Origin of the sequence: Pseudonocardia sp. P1 (assembly GCF_000178675.2) — a bacterium.
Lineage (GTDB): Bacteria > Actinomycetota > Actinomycetes > Mycobacteriales > Pseudonocardiaceae > Pseudonocardia.
Window position 1 is genome coordinate 1,236,442 of the sequence record NZ_ADUJ02000001.1, and the last position, 16,070, is coordinate 1,252,511.

Consider the following 16,070-nt stretch of genomic DNA (forward strand, 5'->3'; position numbering starts at 1 on the left):
CTCCCCCGCACACCCCCTCTCGAAGGAGACACCCGTGACCGTCACCGCCAACGACCGCCTCGGCCTCGACCCGACCGACCCGCGCCCTCCGGAGGAGACCCGGCCGCTGGTCGACCGCGTGCAGACCAACCCGTTGTTCGGGGACCAGAAGATGAAGCTGGGGCTGTTCGGCACCAACTGCTCCTACGGCCTGATCATGAGCCACGCCCCGAGCACCTACGAGGTCACCTGGGCGCACACGAAGGAGATCGCGCAGCGGGCCGACGCACTCGGGTTCGACGTGCTCGTCCCGGTCGCGCGCTGGAAGGGCTTCGGGGGCTCGACGAACTTCAACGGCAACTGCTTCGAGACCTACGCCTGGGCCGCCGGACTGGCCGAGGCCACCGAGCGGATCTGCGTGGCGTCGACGTCGCACCTGCCGACGGTGCACCCGATCGTCGCCGCGAAGGCCGCCACCACCATCGACCACATCTCGGGCGGCCGGTTCGCGCTGAACCTGGTCATGGGCTGGGTGGCGCCGGAGATGGAGATGTTCGGCTCCGAGCAGCGCGAGCACGACCAGCGCTACGCGTTCGGCCAGGACTGGCTGGACTTCGCGAACCGGCTGTGGAGCGAGGAGGGCACCTTCGACGTGCACACCGAGTTCTTCGACGGCGAGCTGATCGAGGCCTACCCGAAGCCGCACCAGGCACCCCGCCCCGCCCTGCTCAACGCGGGGAACTCCGCGTCGGGCATCGAGTTCTCCGCCCGCAACGTCGACATCAACTTCGCCTCGCTGGACACCCTGGAGAACATCCGGTCCTACACCGACGCGCTGCGGGCCAAGGCCCGTGAGGAGTACCAGCGTGACATCAAGGCCATGACCTACGGCCTCGTCGTCTGCCGGGACACCGAGGAGGAGGCGAAGCGGGCCTTCCAGCAGGTCGTCGACGAGGGCGACTGGGGTGCCGCCGGGAACGTCATCAAGATGGCCACCTCGGGCGCGAGCCAGTCGTTCGACCACGCCGCCACGAGGATGCAGGAGCGCTTCATCGCCGGCTGGGGCGGCTACCCGATCGTCGGCACCCCGGAGCAGGTCACCGAGGAGCTCGGCAGGCTCAACGAGGCGGGCATGGAGGGCATGATCTTCGGCCTGATCGACTACAACGAAGAGCTCAAGTACTTCGGCGAGCGCGTGATGCCGCTGTTGAAGGAGGCCGGCCTGCGCCACTGACACCACGGCACCTCGCGGCCGGGCCCGTGCGTCGCAGGACGGGCCCGGCCGCTCAGCCGGAGGTCTCCAGCTCCTCGGCACGCGTCGGCCTGCGCGACCACCACCCGGCGAGCACCGAGCCGGAGACGTTGTGCCACACCGAGAACACCGCAGCGGGCAGGGCCGCGGCGGGACCGAAGTGCAGGGTGCCGAGCGTCGCGGCGAGCCCCGAGTTCTGCATCCCCACCTCGATCGACACCGCCCGGCAGGCGGCCCGGTCCAGCCGGACCGCGCGGGCCACCCCGTAGCCGAGCGCGAGCCCGGCGACGTTGTGCACGACGACCACGCCGACGATCACCAGCCCGGCCGCGATCAGCGCGTCGGCCGACCCGGCGACGACGGCGAGCACGACCGCGGTGATCCCGGCGACCGAGACCAGCGGCAGCGCGGGCGTCACCCGGTCGACGATCCCGCCCGCGAACCGGCGCAGCAGGAAGCCGAGCACCACCGGCACCAGGACGACCTGCACGATCGAGAGGAACATCTCGCCGGGCGACACCGGCAGGAACCGGCCGGCGAGCAGCAGCACCAGCAGCGGCGTCACGAGGGGCGCGACCAGCGTGGACACCGACGTCATCGCCACCGACAGCGCGACGTCACCCCGGGCCAGGTAGACCATGACGTTCGACGCCGTACCGCCCGGCGCGCAGGCCACCAGGATCACGCCGACCGCGATCTCCGGCGGGAGGGCGACGAGCACGGTCAGCGCCCAGCCGAGCGCCGGCATCACGACGTACTGCGCGCACAGTCCGATCGCGAAGGCCACGGGCCGCCGGAGGATGTAGCCGAAGTCGGCCGGGCGCAGTGTCATGCCCATCCCCAGCATGATCACCGCGAGCAGCCACGGGACGGCGGCGCTCCAGCCGTCGAACACGCCGGGGACCGCGAGCGCGACCGCCCCGGCGATCAGGACGATGATCGGGAACCACCGGCCCACGACGTCGCCGACCTGCTGGACCCGTTGCATCGCACCCACTCCGGCACCTTCGCACCGGGACCCCGCGACGGGCGAACCGGACGTCCGGATGGCGGGACGGCTCCCGGGGGCTACCGTCGCCGACGTGATCGACCTCTCGCAGCCGTGGGCGCTCGCCTTCCTGCTCGTGGCCGGGCTGCTCGCGGGGGCGGTCAACGCCGTCGCGGGCGGCGGGTCGCTGCTGGTGTTCCCCGCGCTGCTCGCGGTCGGCTTCCCGCCGCTGGCCGCGAACGTCACGAACTCGGTCGCGCAGTGGCCGGGCTACGCCGGTCTCGTGCTCGGCTCGCGCCAGGAGCTGCCCGGGCAGGGCCGGCGGATCGCCGGGACCGCCGTGGCGGCCGCGCTCGGCTCCGGGGTCGGCTGCGCGTTGCTGCTGGTGCTGCCGACGGCGGTGTTCGACGCCGTCGTGCCGGTGCTCGTGATCCTGGCCGCGCTGACGATGGCGGTGGGCCCCCGGCTGAAACGCTGGATCGGCGATCCGGCCGACGCCGGCCGGGACCGCACGACGGCGCTGACGGTGGCGGTGTTCCTCGCCGCGATCTACGGCGGCTACTTCGGGGGCGCGCTCGGCGTCGTCCTGATCTCGGCGCTGGCCCTGTTCGCGCACGACGAGCTGCGCAGGCTCAACGCGCTCAAGGGTGTGCTGTCGCTGGTCGTCGCGACGGTCACGGTGGCGGTGTTCGCGCTCGGCGCTCCGGTGGACTGGCTCGCGGTGGCGCTGCTGGCGCCGACGACGCTGGTGGGCGGCTACCTCGGCGCGCTCGTCGCGCGGCGGATGCCGGAGACGCTCCTGCGGTGGGCGGTCGTCGTGCTCGGGCTCGCCGTTGGCGTGGCCCTGTTCCTGCAGTGAGGATCCCGCCGTGAGCCTTCTCCTGGCGGTCGCGCTGCTCGCCGTCGTGCTCGTCGCCGCCACGGTGCGGCCGTTCGGGCTGCCCGAGATCGTGCTCGCCGCGCCGGCCGCGGTCCTCACCGTCGTCGCGGGGCTGCTGACGCCGGCCGCGGCGTGGGCCGAGATCGCCGAGCTCGCGCCGACCGTCGGGTTCCTCTCCGCGATCCTGCTGCTGGGACACCTCGCCGACGCCGAGGGCGTCTTCCGGTGGGTCGGCGACCAGCTGGGCGCCGCCTCCGACGGATCCCCGCGACGCCTGCTGGTCCTGGTCTTCGCCGTCGCGGCCGGGACGACGGCGGTGCTCAGCCTGGACGCGACCGTCGTCCTGCTCACGCCCGTGGTGCTCGCGACGGCGGCGCGGCGGGGCTGGGCGTCGCGGCCGCACTCGTACGCCTGCGTGCACCTGTCGAACTCGGCGTCCGGGCTGCTGCCGGTGTCGAACCTGACGAACCTCCTGGCGTTCTCGGCGTCCGGTCTGGGGTTCCTGGGGTTCGCCGGGCTGATGGCGGCGCCCTGGGTGGCGGTGATCGTCGTCGAGTACCTGGTGCTGCGGTGGTACTTCGCGCGGGATCTGCTGCCTGCTCCCGCCGTTCCCGGGTCCGGGGTTCCCGGGGCCGGGTCCGGTCCCGAGGCCGGATCAGTCCCCGACGCCGGATCCGTGCCCGAGACCGGATCGGCTCCCGGGTCCGGGTCCGGGTCCGGGTCCGGGTCCGGGTCCGGATCCGCTTCCGGGGGCCGGGCCGGGCCGGATTCCGGATCCAGGTTCGGGTCCGGTGGCGACCGGGCCTGCGCCGGATCCGGCCGGGCGCCGCGGTTCGCGCTGGGCGTCCTCGCCCTGACCCTCGCCGGGTTCGGCGCCTCCTCCGCTGCCGGGATCGAGCCGGGGTGGATCGCCGCGGCCGGGGCGGCGGTGCTGGCGGTGCGGGCGCTCGTCCGGCGCGAGACGGGACCGTTCCGGCTGGTCGCCGCGGCGTCGCCCGGGTTCTGCCTGTTCGTGCTCGCGCTGGGTGTCGTGGTGGCCGGCATGTCCGGGCAGGGACTCGCCGGGTGGCTCGGCGGGCTGCTCCCGGACACCCCCGACCTGGCGGGGCTCCTGCTGACCGCCGCGATCGCCGCAGTGCTGGCGAACGTCGTGAACAACCTGCCGGCGACACTCGTCCTGCTCGCCGCGCTCGGACCCGCACCGTCCACCGGCCTGGTGCTGGCCGTGCTGCTCGGGGTGAACATCGGGCCGAACCTGACCTACGCCGGGTCGCTGGCGACGCTGCTGTGGCGCCGCATCGCCGCGGGGTACGGCGACCCGCCCCGGCTCACGACGTTCGCGGCACTGGGAGCGGTCACGGTCCCCCTCGGCCTGCTCGCCGCGACCCTCGCCCTGTGGGCGTCCCTGACCCTCGCCGGCTGACCCGGGGGCCCCGGCCTCACGCCCCTCGACGCTCACCGGATCCGAGTTCGCTCACCTGATCGCGCGAGCACCGCCGGAAGAGGTGAGCGTAGGCGGGCGGTTCCTGGCGGGGCCGGGCTCCGTCGTGCGACGGGGATCGCTCGTGCGGAGGCGGCGCGGCTCGGCGCAGCTCGGCGCGGCGCGGCTCGGCGGCATTGCGCCGCGCCCCGTCGCCATCCGTCGCACCCCGTCGCGGTCTGCCGCACCCGCCGCGTGGGGTGCGGCGCAACGCGAGCCGGTGCTGGAACGAGTGAAGGGGTGCGGCAATCCGGAGCGTGCGGCAACAGACGCGGCGACGCACGGGCGGTCGAGGCGGCGCCACAGCTCGTACAGAAGCCACCGCACCGAGCGCCGCACCCCGTTCCGGTCCGCCGCACCCGCCGCGTGGGGTGCGGCAGACCGACACGGGGTGCGGCAGACCGACACGGGGTGCGGCAGCTCTGGCACGAGGCGGCAGCCGAGGCGCAGAGCAACAGCCCAGCACCGGTGCGGCGGTTCGGAACGTCTGCGTCGACGGGTGCAGCGGCCGCCGGGTCGGACGTGCGACGGCCCCGCCGGGTTCAGTGACCGGGCGGGGCCGTCGGGTGTCGGTGGGTCAGAACTCGTGGGCCATGTCGTGGCCGAGGTCGGTGTCCGGGTCCGGCTCGCGGGCCGGCCGGCCGATCGGGCGGGTCGTGCCCCGGCGCTGCTGGGGCAACCGGGCGATCACCTTCATCTCGTGGGCCAGGTCGTAGCCGTAGTCGTGTTCGTGCGACAGCGCACCAGCCGACATCGTGTCTCTCCGTTCCCCGCGACACCGAGACCGTTCATCACGCTCCGTACGCCAACCACCCCGTACGGTGCGCACCGATCATCGCCCGCCCGGGGATGCCCGACAACGGTGCGCAGCCGACACCGCCCGTTCGGGTCAGGGCATGATCGATCAAGCCCCGCGGAACGTCGCGCTCAGTCCAGGTACGACGTGTCGTTGACGAGCCGCACCGACGCCCCGCCGTCCGGGTAGAAGTCGGCGACGCTGGTGCAGGCCAGGTCCAGGTGCATCCGGTAGAGCACCTCGTCGCCGGCACCGAGCGCCTCGCGCAGCAGCATCTTGATCGGCGTCACGTGGCTGACCACGATCACGGTCGCGCCGGGGAAGCCGTCCACGATCCGTCGTCGTTCGGCACCGACCCGCTCCCCCACCGCACGGAAGCTCTCGCCGCCGGGCGGTTCGACGTCGGCCGAGCCGAGCCAGCGCCCGTGCAGGTCCGGGTCGCGCTCGCGGGCCTCGCGGAAGGTGAGCCCCTCCCACCCGCCGAAGTCGGTCTCGATCAGCGCGTCGCGGACCTCCAGCTCGGCGCCGGTGGCCTCCGCGACGGCGGCGGCGGTCTGCCGGGCACGGCGCAGCGGCGAGGACAGCACCGCGGCCGGGACGACGCCCTGCTTCTTCAGCCGCGTCGCGAGTGCGCGGGCCGCGGCGGCGGCCTGTACCTGCCCGGCCTCGGTCAGCTCCGGGTCGCCGTGCCCGGAGTAGCGGCGCTCGATCGACAGCGCGGTCTGGCCGTGGCGGAGCAGGATCATCCGCACCGGCGTCCCGACCTGCCCGGTCCAGGCGGCCGCGGCCGACGCCGGGCCCGCGACCTCGGAGGTCTCGGTGGGCGCGGTCGCCGGCTTGCGGGCGGGTCCGGCCGCGGCCGACGGGTCGAGCGCCGGGCTCGACTCCCCGTCCATGGCCCGGTTCGCGAGCGCGTCGGCGCGGGCGTTGTCGGCGCGCGGGATCCAGGTGAAGGTCACCGCGTCGAAGCCGGCCGCCTGGTCCCGGGCCGTGTCGGCGAGCTCCTGCAACGCCGTGTTCTTGATCTTCCAGCGCCCGCTCATCTGCTCGACGACGAGCTTGGAGTCCAGCCGGGCGTCGACCTCGGTGGCGCCCAGCTCCCGCGCGGCGGTGAGCCCGGCGATGAGCCCGCGGTACTCGGCGACGTTGTTGGTGGCGGTACCGAGGCCGTCGTACACCTCCGCGAGCACCTGGGTGCCGCCCGCGTCGAGCACCACGGCGCCGTAGCCGGCCGGGCCGGGGTTGCCGCGGGATCCGCCGTCGGCCTCGACGACCAGCTTCACCGGCCACGCACCAGGATCGCGCCGCACTCCTCGCAGTGGACGACGTCGTCGGCGGGCCGGCCCCGGACCTGGGTGAGGAACGTGCGGTCCAGCTCCAGGCGGCAGGCGCCGCACCGCGACTCGCTCAACCCGCCTGCGGCGACCCGGCCGGACGACCGGATCCGCTCGTAGTCGGCCAGCAGGTCCTCCGGCAGCGCGCCGACCAGCTCGGTCCGGGCCCGGTCGCGGCCGCCGCGGGAGGCGTCGATGTCGGCCTCGGCGGTGTCCCGGCGGCCGGTCACCTCGGTGACCGCCTCCTCGGCGGTGGCGAGCTCGGCGCTGCCGTGGTCGAGCTCGACGCCGACGGCCTCGCGCTCCTCCATGATCCCGAGCTGTTCCTCCTCGAGGGTGCCCTGCCGGCGCGCGAGGGTGTCGAGCTCGTGCTGCAGCTCGGTGGCCTGCTTGGCGCCGATCCCGGATCCGGCGAGCAGTGCCTTGTCCTTCTCGGTGCGGGCGCGGACGCCCTCGACGTCACGCTCCAGCCGGGCGATGTCCCGGTCCAGGTCACCGGCGCGGGTCTCGGCGCGCACGACGGCGTCGCGGGCGTCCCGCACCCGCTGCTCGGCGTCGGCGAGCTGCTGGAGCTCGGGAAGGTTCTTCCGCCGGTGGGCCAGTCGGCCGATCTCGGCGTCCACCTCGGCGAGCTGCAGCAGTGTCGCCTGCGCGGTGGGATCGGCCTTCATGATGAACTCGCCTCCGAAGTCGCTGCTGTCGTCCATGGATCCGTGCGCCGCCGGGACACCGTGACCGCGACGCTACCGTCGAGCGCGGCACGGACGATCCCGGCCGCCTGCCCGCACCAGGGCCACTCCGACGCCCAGTGCGCGACGTCGACCAGGGCCGGCACCGGACCGCCCGGTCCGGTCCCGGACAGCGTGTGCTCCGATGCCGGGTGGTGGCGCAGGTCGGCGGTGACGTAGGCGTCGGCGCCGGTGCGGGCGGCGGTGCCCAGCGCCGAGTCGCCGGAGCCGCCGCACACCGCGACCCGCTGCACGGGACGGTCCGGGTCACCGGCCCCGCGCACGCCCCACGCCGTGGCGGGCAGGGCGCGGGCGACCCGCTCGGTGAAGGCGGCGAACGGCTCCGCCGCGGGCAGCGACCCGATCCGCCCGAGCCCCCGCGCCGACGGCAGCGGGGCCATCTCCAGCAGGTCGAACGCCGGTTCCTCGTAGGGGTGGGTGGCCCGCAACGCCTCGACGACGGCGCGCCGGCGGGCGCGCGGCAGCACCATCTCCAGCCGGGTCTCCGCGACCCGCTCCAGCTTGCCGACCGTGCCGACCGCCGGGACGGCGCCGTCGAGCGGGAGGAACTGGCCGGTGCCCGCGGTGGCGAACGAGCAGTGCGAGTAGTTGCCGACGTTGCCCGCTCCGGCGGCGGACAGCGCCGCGTGCACCTGCGCGATCGCCGGGCCGACCGGCACGAACGTGACGATCTTGTCCAGGGCCGGCGCGGGATCGGGCTCCAGCGGGCCCTCGACCTGCAGGCCCAGCGCGCCGGCGAGCGCGTCGGACACACCGGGGTCGGCGACGTCGGCGTTGGTGTGCGCGGTGAACAGCCCGACCCCGGCCCGGATCAGCCGGTGCAGCAGGGCACCCTTCGGGGTGTCGGCGCCGACGCCGTGCACCCCGCGCAGCAGCAGCGGATGGTGGGTGACCAGGAGCTGCGCGCCGCCGTCGATCGCCTCGTCGACGGTCTCGGGGGTCGGGTCCACGGCGAACAGCACCGAGGACACCTCCTCGGCCGGGTCGCCGCAGACGAGCCCGACGGCGTCCCACTCCATCGCGGACGCCGGCGGGTAGGCGGCCTCGAGCGCGTCGATCACGTCCTGCAGGCGGGCGCTCACGCGGTCACCGCCAGGGTCCGCAGCGCCGCACCGAGCTCCTCGGCCAGCCGGTGCGCGGTCTCGGGCGGGCGCACCGCCACCCGGACGTGGTCGGGGCCGAGACCGGGGAAGGTGTCCCCTCGGCGGACGGCGATCCCGGCCTCACGCAGCAGCCGCCGCACGTCGTGGCCGGTGCCGTCGGGGAGGTGCAGCAGCAGGTACGGGGCATGGCCCGGGTGCACGGCGACGCCCTCGATCCCGGACAGCGCCGCCGTCATCGCCACCCGGTGCGCGGCGACCTCGCGGGCCTTCTGGTCGGCGGCGGACAGCGCGTCCGGCTCGCAGCAGGCGACGATCGCCTCCAGCGCGGGGGTGGAGACCGGCCAGGGCGGGCGCGGCGCCGCGAGCCGCGCCAGCAGGGCGGGGTCGCCGAGCGCGTACCCGGCGCGCAGACCGGCCAGCGCCCACGTCTTGGTCAGCGAGCGGAACACCAGTAGCCCGGGCGTCTCGGCGTCACCGGCGAGGGCCTCCGGTTCCCCGGGGACGGCGTCGGCGAACGCCTCGTCGACCAGCAGCACCCGCCCCGGCCGGGCGAGGGCGCGGACGTCGTCGGCGGGGTGCAGCACGCCGGTCGGGTTGGTCGGGTTCCCGACGACGACGAGATCGGCCTCGTCGGGGACGTCCCGCGGCTCCAGGACGTGCCCGGCCGCCGGGTCGGTGAGCACCCGGACGACGGGCACCCCGGCCGCCCGCAGCGCCGCCTCGGGCTCGGTGAAACCGGGGTGGAGGACGGCCGCCAGCCGCGGCTGCAGGGCCGGGAGCAGTGCGAAACCCTCCGCGCTGCCGGCCAGCGGCAGGACGTGGTCGGCGGCGCGGCCGTGCCGGGCGCCCGCGGTGGCGCGGGCACGGGCGTCGTGGTCGGCGCGCGGGTACCGGCCGAGCCCGTCGAGGGTCGCGACGAGGCGGTCGCGCAGCCACGTCGGCGGGCCGTCGGAGAGCACGTTGACCGCGAAGTCGACGAGTCCGTCGGTGGCCTCGGCGTCGCCGTGGTGCCGCAGGTCGTGCGCACCCGGCTCGCCGGGACCGTGACCGCCCGGGAGCTGATCGAACGACATCCGGTCACCCTACGGCGGGCCCCGGGCGCCTTCCCGCACCACCCGACCGGGGCGGGGGGTGGGCCGCGGCACTGCCGGATCGGCGACAATGGCCGACAATGTCCGCCGTCAGCGTCGACGTCCGTGCCCGCGCTCCCCGGGAGGAATCAACGTGAACGTCGTGTTCGTCTGTACCGGAAACATATGCCGGTCGCCGATCGCGGAGAAGATGCTCGCCGGCGAGGTCGAGGCGATCGGCCTGTCCGACCGCGTCCGGGTCGGCAGCGCGGGCACCGGGCACTGGCACATCGGGCAGCCGATGGACGAGCGTGCGGCCGAGGTGCTGGCCGGGCACGGCTACGACACCGCGCACAGCGCCCGCCAGGTCGACTCCGAGACCCTGTCCGCGGACCTGCTGATCGCCCTGGACTCGGGGCACCTGCGGTCGCTGCAGCGGTCGGTGCCGGACCCGAAGCGGGTACGGCTCCTCCGCTCGTTCGACCCGGACGCACCCGACGGCGCCGAGGTCCCCGACCCGTACTACGGCGGCCCGGACGGCTTCGGCGAGGTCTACGAGATGCTCGCGGCCGCCCTGCCCGGCCTCGTCGAGCACGTCAAGCGCCACGCGTGAGACCTGCCGACGTCGAGCGGCTCACCGGCCGCACGGTCGTCGCCGGGCTCGGCGGGCACCCGCCGCGGTTCGACCTGGACGGGGCGGGCACCGTCGTCGTGAAGGACGGGGCGGGCGACCCCGGGTCGATCGCCGCGGAGGCGGCGGGGCTGCGCTGGCTCGACGTGCCGGGCGGACCGGCCGTCCCACCGGTGTTCGGCCACGACGACACGCTGCTGGTCACCGGGTTCGTCCCGGCGGGCCGCCCGTCGGCCGGCGCCGCCGCCCGGCTCGGCCGCCGGCTCGCCGCCCTGCACGCCGCCGGCGCCGTCGCGTTCGGCGCGGCGCCGCCCGGTGGCCCGGAGCAGGCGTGGATCGGGCACACCGGCATGCGTAACTCCCCGCACGACGGCCCGTGGGGCGACTGGTTCGCCGCCGAGCGGGTGCTCCCCTACCTGCGCGTCGCGCGCGACCGCGGCGCCGTCGACCCGGCGGGCGCCGCGACCGTCGAGCAGGTCTGCGAGCGGATCGGCGATCTCGCCGGGCCGGACGAGCCACCCGCCCGGCTGCACGGTGACCTGTGGTCGGGCAACGTGCTGTGGGCCGCCGACGGCGACGCCCGGCTGATCGATCCCGCCGCGCACGGCGGGCACCGCGAGTCCGACCTGGCGATGCTGGACCTCTTCGGGCTCCCGCACCTCGACACGCTGCTCGGCGCCTACGACGAGACCGCCCCGCTCGCCGGCGGGTGGCGCGACCGGACCCCGCTGCACCAGCTGTTCCCGCTGCTCGTGCACGCCGTCCTGTTCGGCGGCGGCTACGGCGGGCAGGCCGTCGCGGCGGCCCGGGAGGCGCTGGCGCGCTCGTGAGTGGATCGTTCGGTCCGGACCGAATGCTTGTTCTCAGGACATCCGACACAGTTGATGTCTCGGCACATCGAGGACACTGAGTAGCCCGCTGGCCGGGTTGGTCGATCCTGGTGATCGACCAGCCTGGTCCAGGTGGGTGGAACAGGGTTCGAGATGGATCCCGACCTCGTCGCGGCGGTCGCCCGGGCCGCCGCCGGGCAAGAGATCAACATCGCTCGGGTGTGCCGAGAACTCGGCGTGTCCCGGTCGGTGTTCTATCGCAAGCTGTCCCGTTTCCGAGACCAGGGCAGCACCGGTCTGGCACCGCGTTCACGTGCCCCGCACACCCGTCCCAGCGCGGTGGCCGAACACGTGGCCGAGGCGGTGGTGCGGGCCCGCAAAGAACTCGCCGACCAGGGCTGGGACCACGGAGCCCAGACCATCCGCTGGCGGCTGCTCGACGCGGCCCGCACCGGCCGCAGCCCCGGCAGCAGCCCTGGCAGTAGCGCCGGCAGCGGCCCTGGCAGTAGCGGCGGCAGCGGCCCGGCACTCGAGCAGGCCGAGGTCCCGTCGCGGGCCACGATCCACCGGCTGCTGGCCGACCGCGGCCAGATCACCCCGCAACCACGTAAACGACCCCGCCGCAGCACGCACCGGTTCGTCCACCCGGCCCCGAACGCGGTCTGGCAGATCGACGGCGCCCGGACCGTCCTGGCCGATGGCCGGCGCGCCACGGTGGTGCAGGTCATCGACGACCACTCCCGGCTCGACATCGCCTGCCACGCCGCGAGCAGCGAGAACGGCGAGGCCGCCTGGGCCGCGCTCAGCGCCGGCTTCGCCCGCTACGGCCACCCGGCCTGCGTGCTCTCCGACAACGGCACCGCCTTCTCCGGCCGGCGCCGCCAGTGGCCCCTGGTCGACCTCGAACGCCGCCTGGCCGCGCTGGGCATCACCACCATCGTGTCCTCGATCGGACACCCACAGACCTGCGGGAAGAACGAACGCGCCCACCAGACCCTGCAACGCTGGCTCGCCGCCCGACCCACCCCGGCCACCCTGACCGAACTCCAGAACCTGCTCGAGACCTACCGGCAGGGCTACAACCACCGCCGCCACCAAAGCCTCGACGGCGACACCCCGCACCAGCGTTTCCACACCCGCGAACCCGCCCGACCGGCCGGACCCGCACCCCGCATCGCCGGACACCTCACCCGCACCGTCTCCGAGACCGGAGTCATCAGCTTCTCCGGAACCTCGATCGGTCTGGGCCGCCGCCACGCAGGCACCACCGCGGAGGTGTTCTGGCAAGGCGACCGCGTCACCATCCTCATCGACGACGCGGTCGCCGCCAGCCTTACCCTCGATCGCAGCGTCCGCTACCAGCGGACCACCAGCAAACCGTCCACGATGTGCTGAGACAGATCTGTCTCAGATGTGCTGAGACACGACATTCGGTCCGGACCGAAGGATCCACTCACGAGCGGCGGAGCCGCCTAGTACCCGCGCAGCGGGAAGCCGGCGCTCTTGTCGTCGTTCAGCTTCACGCCCAGCACCTGGTGGAGCTGGATGTTGTTGAGCTCGAACCCGAGCCGGCAGGCGGCCATGTAGAGCCGCCACACCCGCGCCCGGCCGACACCGACCTCGGCGACGGCGTCGGTCCAGTTGCGCTCCAGGTTGGCGCCCCAGTCCCGCAGCGTCATCGCGTAGTGCTCGCGCAGGTTCTCCTCGTGCCGGATCTCGAACCCGGCCTCGTTCATCGCCGTGACCAGCGTGCCGACCGGCTCCAGCTCGCCGTCCGGGAAGACGTAGCGGTGGATGAACGGGTCGGTGTGGCGGTGGTCGGGCTTGAACGGCTGGGTGATGCAGTGGTTCAGCATCCGGCCGCCGGGGCGCAGCTTGGCCTGCATCGCCTGGAAGTAGGAGTCCAGGTTCGCCTTGCCGATGTGCTCGGTGAGGCCGATCGAGGACACCGCGTCGTAGATGCCGTCCGGCACGTCGCGGTAGTCGAGGTGCCGGACCTCGGCGAGGTCACCGAGGCCCTGGCGCTCGATCTCGGCCTGCGCCCACTCCGCCTGTTCCTTCGACAGCGTGACGCCCAGCGCGCGCACACCGTGCTCCTTCGCGGCGTGCCGGACCATCCCGCCCCAGCCGCAGCCGACGTCGAGCAGGCGCGTCCCCGGCTGCAGGTCCAGCTTCTGCGCGACCAGCTCGTACTTGGCCGCCTGTGCGGTCTCCAGGGACGCGTCGGCGTCCGGGTAGGCGGCACAGGTGTACGTCATGGACGGACCGAGCACGAACTCGTAGAACCGGTTCGAGACGTCGTAGTGGTGCGAGATCGACTGCGAGTCCCGCCGCTTCGAGTGCAGCAGCCCCTTCGGACGCGCCTCGAGGTCCGGCGGCGGCATCCGGTGCTCCCGCCAGTACGGCAGCAGTCGCCGCGCCAGCCACAGCTGGTCCTTGCGCGGGATCGAGTGCAGCGTCACCTCGGCCATCGAGCGCAGCGCCGTGTAGAGGTCACCCTCGACGTCGATCTCCTCGGTCACGTACGCGCGGGCCAGTCCGAGCGACCCCGGCGCGCTCACCAGCCGTGCCATCGCCCGGGGCGACCGGACCCTCAGCGTCACCGGCGCGTCGGCCGGACCGGTGTGCGATCCGTCGAACGCCTCCACCCGCAGGTCCCGCGCCGACCCCAGCACCCGGGACAGGATCCCGGCCACCGGCTCCGTCGTCGCGGCCCGTCGTTCCAGCACTCCCGTCATCGCCGAACCCTCCCCTTCGTAGCGCCGCCGGCCCCACGTCCTAGCGGCCGGTCACCTTGCGGTACAGGTCGGGCGCACGTCCCTCGGGGTCGTACCGCCGCTTCACCGCGCGGTAGGCGTCCCCGTTGTAGTGCGCCCAGAACTCGTCCTCGCCGTAGTGCACGGTCGAGTACAACGACTTGTGCCCGCCCAGGTCCGCGACCGCGGCCTCGAGCAGACGGTTGTGTGCCCACGGGTCGCCGGGCTTCTCGGGCACCGAGGACCAGAACCCGACGTTGACGTAGAGCCGGCCCGGCTCCATCGGGTACAGCGGCCACGACCGGTCACCGCGCAGCTTCAGCGGGCACAGCCACACCGGCGAGATCCCGATCTCGCGGTGGAAGAACTCGAGGAACTCGGGGAGCCGCTCGACCGGGATCTCGACGTCCTGGACGACCATCTCCTCGGCCGTCCCGCCGAGAGCCTCACGGACCCGGTTCGACGCCCCGTAGCGCTGGTCGAGCGCGACCAGCCTGCGGTAGACGTCCGAGCGCCGGTAGCGGCGCGGCCAGAACCGGCGCACCAGGGGCTGCTGGACGCCGAAGGCACGCGAGCACCAGAACCAGTCCGGGTCCCAGCGCCAGATGTAGTCGTGCGCGGTGAGGTGGTCGACCGGGCGGCGTTGCAGCGACCGGTAGAAGACCTCCTGCCCGGTGTAGTCGGAGATCCGCGCGCCCGGCATCGGGGCGTCGACGAACTCGCCCGTCGTGAGGTACTGCTCCCCCGCGCCGAACACGACACCGTCGAGGAAGTCGACACCGCTCGCGGCGAGCTCGCCGATCGCGGCCGTCGCCTGCCCGGCCGTCGGGTAGCGGTGGTGGGTGAGCTTCACGAACGGACGCACGGGTTGGAGCTCGACGACGAGGCGCACCGCGTAACCGAGCGTGCCGTAGGAGTTGGGGAACGCCGCGAACAGGTCGGCGTGCTCGCCGTCGGGAGTGACGTGCAGCAGCTCCCCGGCGGGGGTGAGCACGTCCATCTCCCGCACCGACTCGTGCGGCAGACCGTGCCGGAACGACGTCGACTCCACCCCGAGCCCGGTGACGGCGCCGCCGAGGGTGATCGTCTTGAGCTGGGGGACGACGAGCGGCATCAGCCCGTGGGCGAGCGTCGCGTCGACGATCGTCTCGTAGGTCGCCATGCCCTGGACCTCGGCGGTGCGGGCGTCCGGGTCGACGGCCAGCACGCCGTCCAGCGCGGAGGTGTCGAGCCGGCGGGCGCCGCGGCCGGTGTCGCGGTCCCCGAACCGGAACAGGTTCGACGACGGTTTGCCCAGCTGGACCCGCCCCGCGGCGGACCGGACGCGGCGCATCTCGTCCACCGCCGCGTCGTGTGCGGCCCGGGATGCGGGTGCTGATGGCGCCACCATGGTGCAGACGATAGACCCCGATCGTTTGCGACGCTCACGATTTTCCCCGGACGTGCGTCACACCGTGAAACGGTCCCGGTCCGGCGCGCGGCACCGGTGGCGGCGTGGTGTCATCGCGCCTGTGGCACACAGCAATGAGAACCCCGCACAGAACGTGACCTTCCCGTCCGCCGCGGGCACCGCGCACGGCTACCTGAAGCTGCCCGAGTCGGGATCCGGGCCGGGCGTCGTCGTGATCCAGGAGTGGTGGGGGCTGACCGACCACATCGTCGACGTGACCGACCGCCTGGCCGCCGAGGGCTTCGTCGCACTGGCCCCCGACCTCTACGGCGGCCGCACCACCCACGACTCCGACGAGGCCGGGACGCTGATGGGCGAACTCCCCGTGCAGCAGGCCGCGACCGACCTCGGCGGCGCCGTGCAGTTCCTGCTCGACCACGAGGCCGTCACCTCGGAGACCGTCGGCAGCATCGGCTTCTGCATGGGCGGCGGGTTCGTCCTGGTCCTGGCCGCGCAGCAGCCGCACAAGGTGAGTGCCGCCGTGCCGTTCTACGGCGTGCTGGGCGAGGACTACCCGAGCTTCGGGCAGCTGACGGCCGCGGTGCAGGGCCACTTCGGCCGCGACGACCAGATGGCCGACCCCGCCTCGGTCGAGAAGCTCGCCGAGCGGATCGAGCGGGAGTCCGGCCGGAAGCCCGAGTTCCACCAGTACCCGGCCGGCCACGCCTTCTTCAACGACGAGAACCTCATGGGCACCTACGACCGTGAGCAGGCCGGGATCGCCTGGGGCCGCGCCGTGCAGTTCCTGCGCGAGCAGGTGAAGTAGACCGGC

General features: G+C 73.9%; 15 protein-coding genes. 7 read left to right on the forward strand and 8 right to left on the reverse strand.

The features are described 5' to 3' along the window. Positions 1-34: 34 nt before the first annotated feature. Positions 35-1,213 carry an LLM class flavin-dependent oxidoreductase gene (locus PP1_RS05200; RefSeq protein ID WP_010227184.1) on the forward strand — a complete coding sequence of 393 codons (1,179 nt, stop codon included), beginning with the start codon at positions 35-37 and terminating at the stop codon, positions 1,211-1,213. A 52-nt stretch (positions 1,214-1,265) separates the two neighbouring features. Here PP1_RS05200 and PP1_RS05205 read toward each other — a convergent pair whose 3' ends face one another. Beyond that, positions 1,266-2,219 carry a bile acid:sodium symporter family protein gene (locus PP1_RS05205; protein ID WP_033199109.1) on the reverse strand — a complete coding sequence of 318 codons (954 nt, stop codon included), beginning with the start codon at positions 2,217-2,219 and terminating at the stop codon, positions 1,266-1,268. Positions 2,220-2,313: 94 nt separating this feature from the next. On the opposite strand from PP1_RS05205, the gene PP1_RS05210 reads away from it, so the two are divergent. Both PP1_RS05210 and PP1_RS05215 read left to right on the forward strand, forming a co-directional pair. After that, the gene (locus tag PP1_RS05210; RefSeq protein ID WP_227012637.1) at positions 2,314-3,078 is read left to right on the forward strand and encodes a sulfite exporter TauE/SafE family protein; all 765 of its coding nucleotides are present in this window, start codon (positions 2,314-2,316) and stop codon (positions 3,076-3,078) included. A 10-nt stretch (positions 3,079-3,088) separates the two neighbouring features. Then, entirely contained in the window at positions 3,089-4,522 is a 1,434-nt protein-coding gene (locus tag PP1_RS05215) for an SLC13 family permease (RefSeq protein WP_010227178.1), read from the forward strand. Positions 4,523-5,156: 634 nt separating this feature from the next. On the opposite strand, the gene PP1_RS05220 is transcribed toward PP1_RS05215, so the two are convergent. The 5 genes from PP1_RS05220 to cobC form a co-directional block, all read right to left on the reverse strand. Next, entirely contained in the window at positions 5,157-5,333 is a 177-nt protein-coding gene (locus PP1_RS05220) for a hypothetical protein (RefSeq protein ID WP_010227176.1), read from the reverse strand. Between the two features lie 173 nt (positions 5,334-5,506). Next, a complete protein-coding gene (locus PP1_RS05225) occupies positions 5,507-6,685 on the reverse strand; it encodes a bifunctional RNase H/acid phosphatase (RefSeq protein WP_010227175.1) in 1,179 nt (392 codons plus the stop codon). Continuing rightward, complete coding sequence (locus PP1_RS05230) at positions 6,655-7,416, reverse strand: zinc ribbon domain-containing protein (protein ID WP_010227173.1); 762 nt, start codon at positions 7,414-7,416, stop codon at positions 6,655-6,657. Before PP1_RS05230 ends, PP1_RS05225 begins: the two co-directional genes overlap by 31 nt. After that, on the reverse strand, positions 7,377-8,540 hold the full coding sequence (locus PP1_RS05235; protein WP_075314140.1) for a Nif3-like dinuclear metal center hexameric protein: 1,164 nt from the start codon (positions 8,538-8,540) through the stop codon (positions 7,377-7,379). The genes PP1_RS05230 and PP1_RS05235 overlap by 40 nt, the downstream gene beginning before the upstream one ends. Then, positions 8,537-9,634, reverse strand: coding sequence for an Rv2231c family pyridoxal phosphate-dependent protein CobC (cobC, locus tag PP1_RS05240; protein WP_060572541.1), 1,098 nt, complete (start codon positions 9,632-9,634; stop codon positions 8,537-8,539). The genes PP1_RS05235 and cobC overlap by 4 nt, the downstream gene beginning before the upstream one ends. A 208-nt stretch (positions 9,635-9,842) precedes the next feature. On the opposite strand from cobC, the gene PP1_RS05245 reads away from it, so the two are divergent. From PP1_RS05245 to PP1_RS05255, 3 genes are all read left to right on the forward strand, one after another. Continuing rightward, positions 9,843-10,244: a low molecular weight protein-tyrosine-phosphatase gene (locus PP1_RS05245; protein WP_238592054.1), complete on the forward strand. Its 402-nt coding sequence runs from the start codon at positions 9,843-9,845 to the stop codon at positions 10,242-10,244. Next, positions 10,241-11,092, forward strand: a complete 852-nt coding sequence (locus tag PP1_RS05250; protein ID WP_075314139.1) for a fructosamine kinase family protein — start codon at positions 10,241-10,243, stop codon at positions 11,090-11,092. Before PP1_RS05245 ends, PP1_RS05250 begins: the two co-directional genes overlap by 4 nt. Before the next feature lie 132 nt (positions 11,093-11,224). Continuing rightward, a complete protein-coding gene (locus PP1_RS05255; protein ID WP_249265967.1) occupies positions 11,225-12,487 on the forward strand; it encodes a DDE-type integrase/transposase/recombinase in 1,263 nt (420 codons plus the stop codon). 77 nt (positions 12,488-12,564) lie between these two features. On the opposite strand, the gene PP1_RS05260 is transcribed toward PP1_RS05255, so the two are convergent. Together PP1_RS05260 and PP1_RS05265 are read right to left on the reverse strand one after the other, a co-directional pair. Beyond that, positions 12,565-13,830 carry a class I SAM-dependent methyltransferase gene (locus tag PP1_RS05260; protein ID WP_050802580.1) on the reverse strand — a complete coding sequence of 422 codons (1,266 nt, stop codon included), beginning with the start codon at positions 13,828-13,830 and terminating at the stop codon, positions 12,565-12,567. A gap of 40 nt (positions 13,831-13,870) precedes the next feature. After that, complete coding sequence (locus tag PP1_RS05265; protein WP_033200694.1) at positions 13,871-15,238, reverse strand: FAD-binding oxidoreductase; 1,368 nt, start codon at positions 15,236-15,238, stop codon at positions 13,871-13,873. Positions 15,239-15,359: 121 nt separating this feature from the next. Between PP1_RS05265 and PP1_RS05270 the strand changes: the two genes are divergently transcribed. After that, a complete protein-coding gene (locus tag PP1_RS05270) occupies positions 15,360-16,064 on the forward strand; it encodes a dienelactone hydrolase family protein (RefSeq protein WP_029240098.1) in 705 nt (234 codons plus the stop codon). Positions 16,065-16,070: the final 6 nt, after the last annotated feature.

Coding starts and splice junctions, on each gene's coding strand:
- PP1_RS05260 (WP_050802580.1), bottom strand. CDS start 13,830: ATGACGGGAGTGCTGGAACGACGGGCCGCGACGACGGAGCCGGTGGCC.
- PP1_RS05220 (WP_010227176.1), bottom strand. CDS start 5,333: ATGTCGGCTGGTGCGCTGTCGCACGAACACGACTACGGCTACGACCTG.
- PP1_RS05205 (WP_033199109.1), bottom strand. CDS start 2,219: ATGCAACGGGTCCAGCAGGTCGGCGACGTCGTGGGCCGGTGGTTCCCG.
- PP1_RS05230 (WP_010227173.1), bottom strand. CDS start 7,416: ATGGACGACAGCAGCGACTTCGGAGGCGAGTTCATCATGAAGGCCGAT.
- cobC (WP_060572541.1), bottom strand. CDS start 9,634: ATGTCGTTCGATCAGCTCCCGGGCGGTCACGGTCCCGGCGAGCCGGGT.
- PP1_RS05245 (WP_238592054.1), top strand. CDS start 9,843: ATGCTCGCCGGCGAGGTCGAGGCGATCGGCCTGTCCGACCGCGTCCGG.
- PP1_RS05265 (WP_033200694.1), bottom strand. CDS start 15,238: ATGGTGGCGCCATCAGCACCCGCATCCCGGGCCGCACACGACGCGGCG.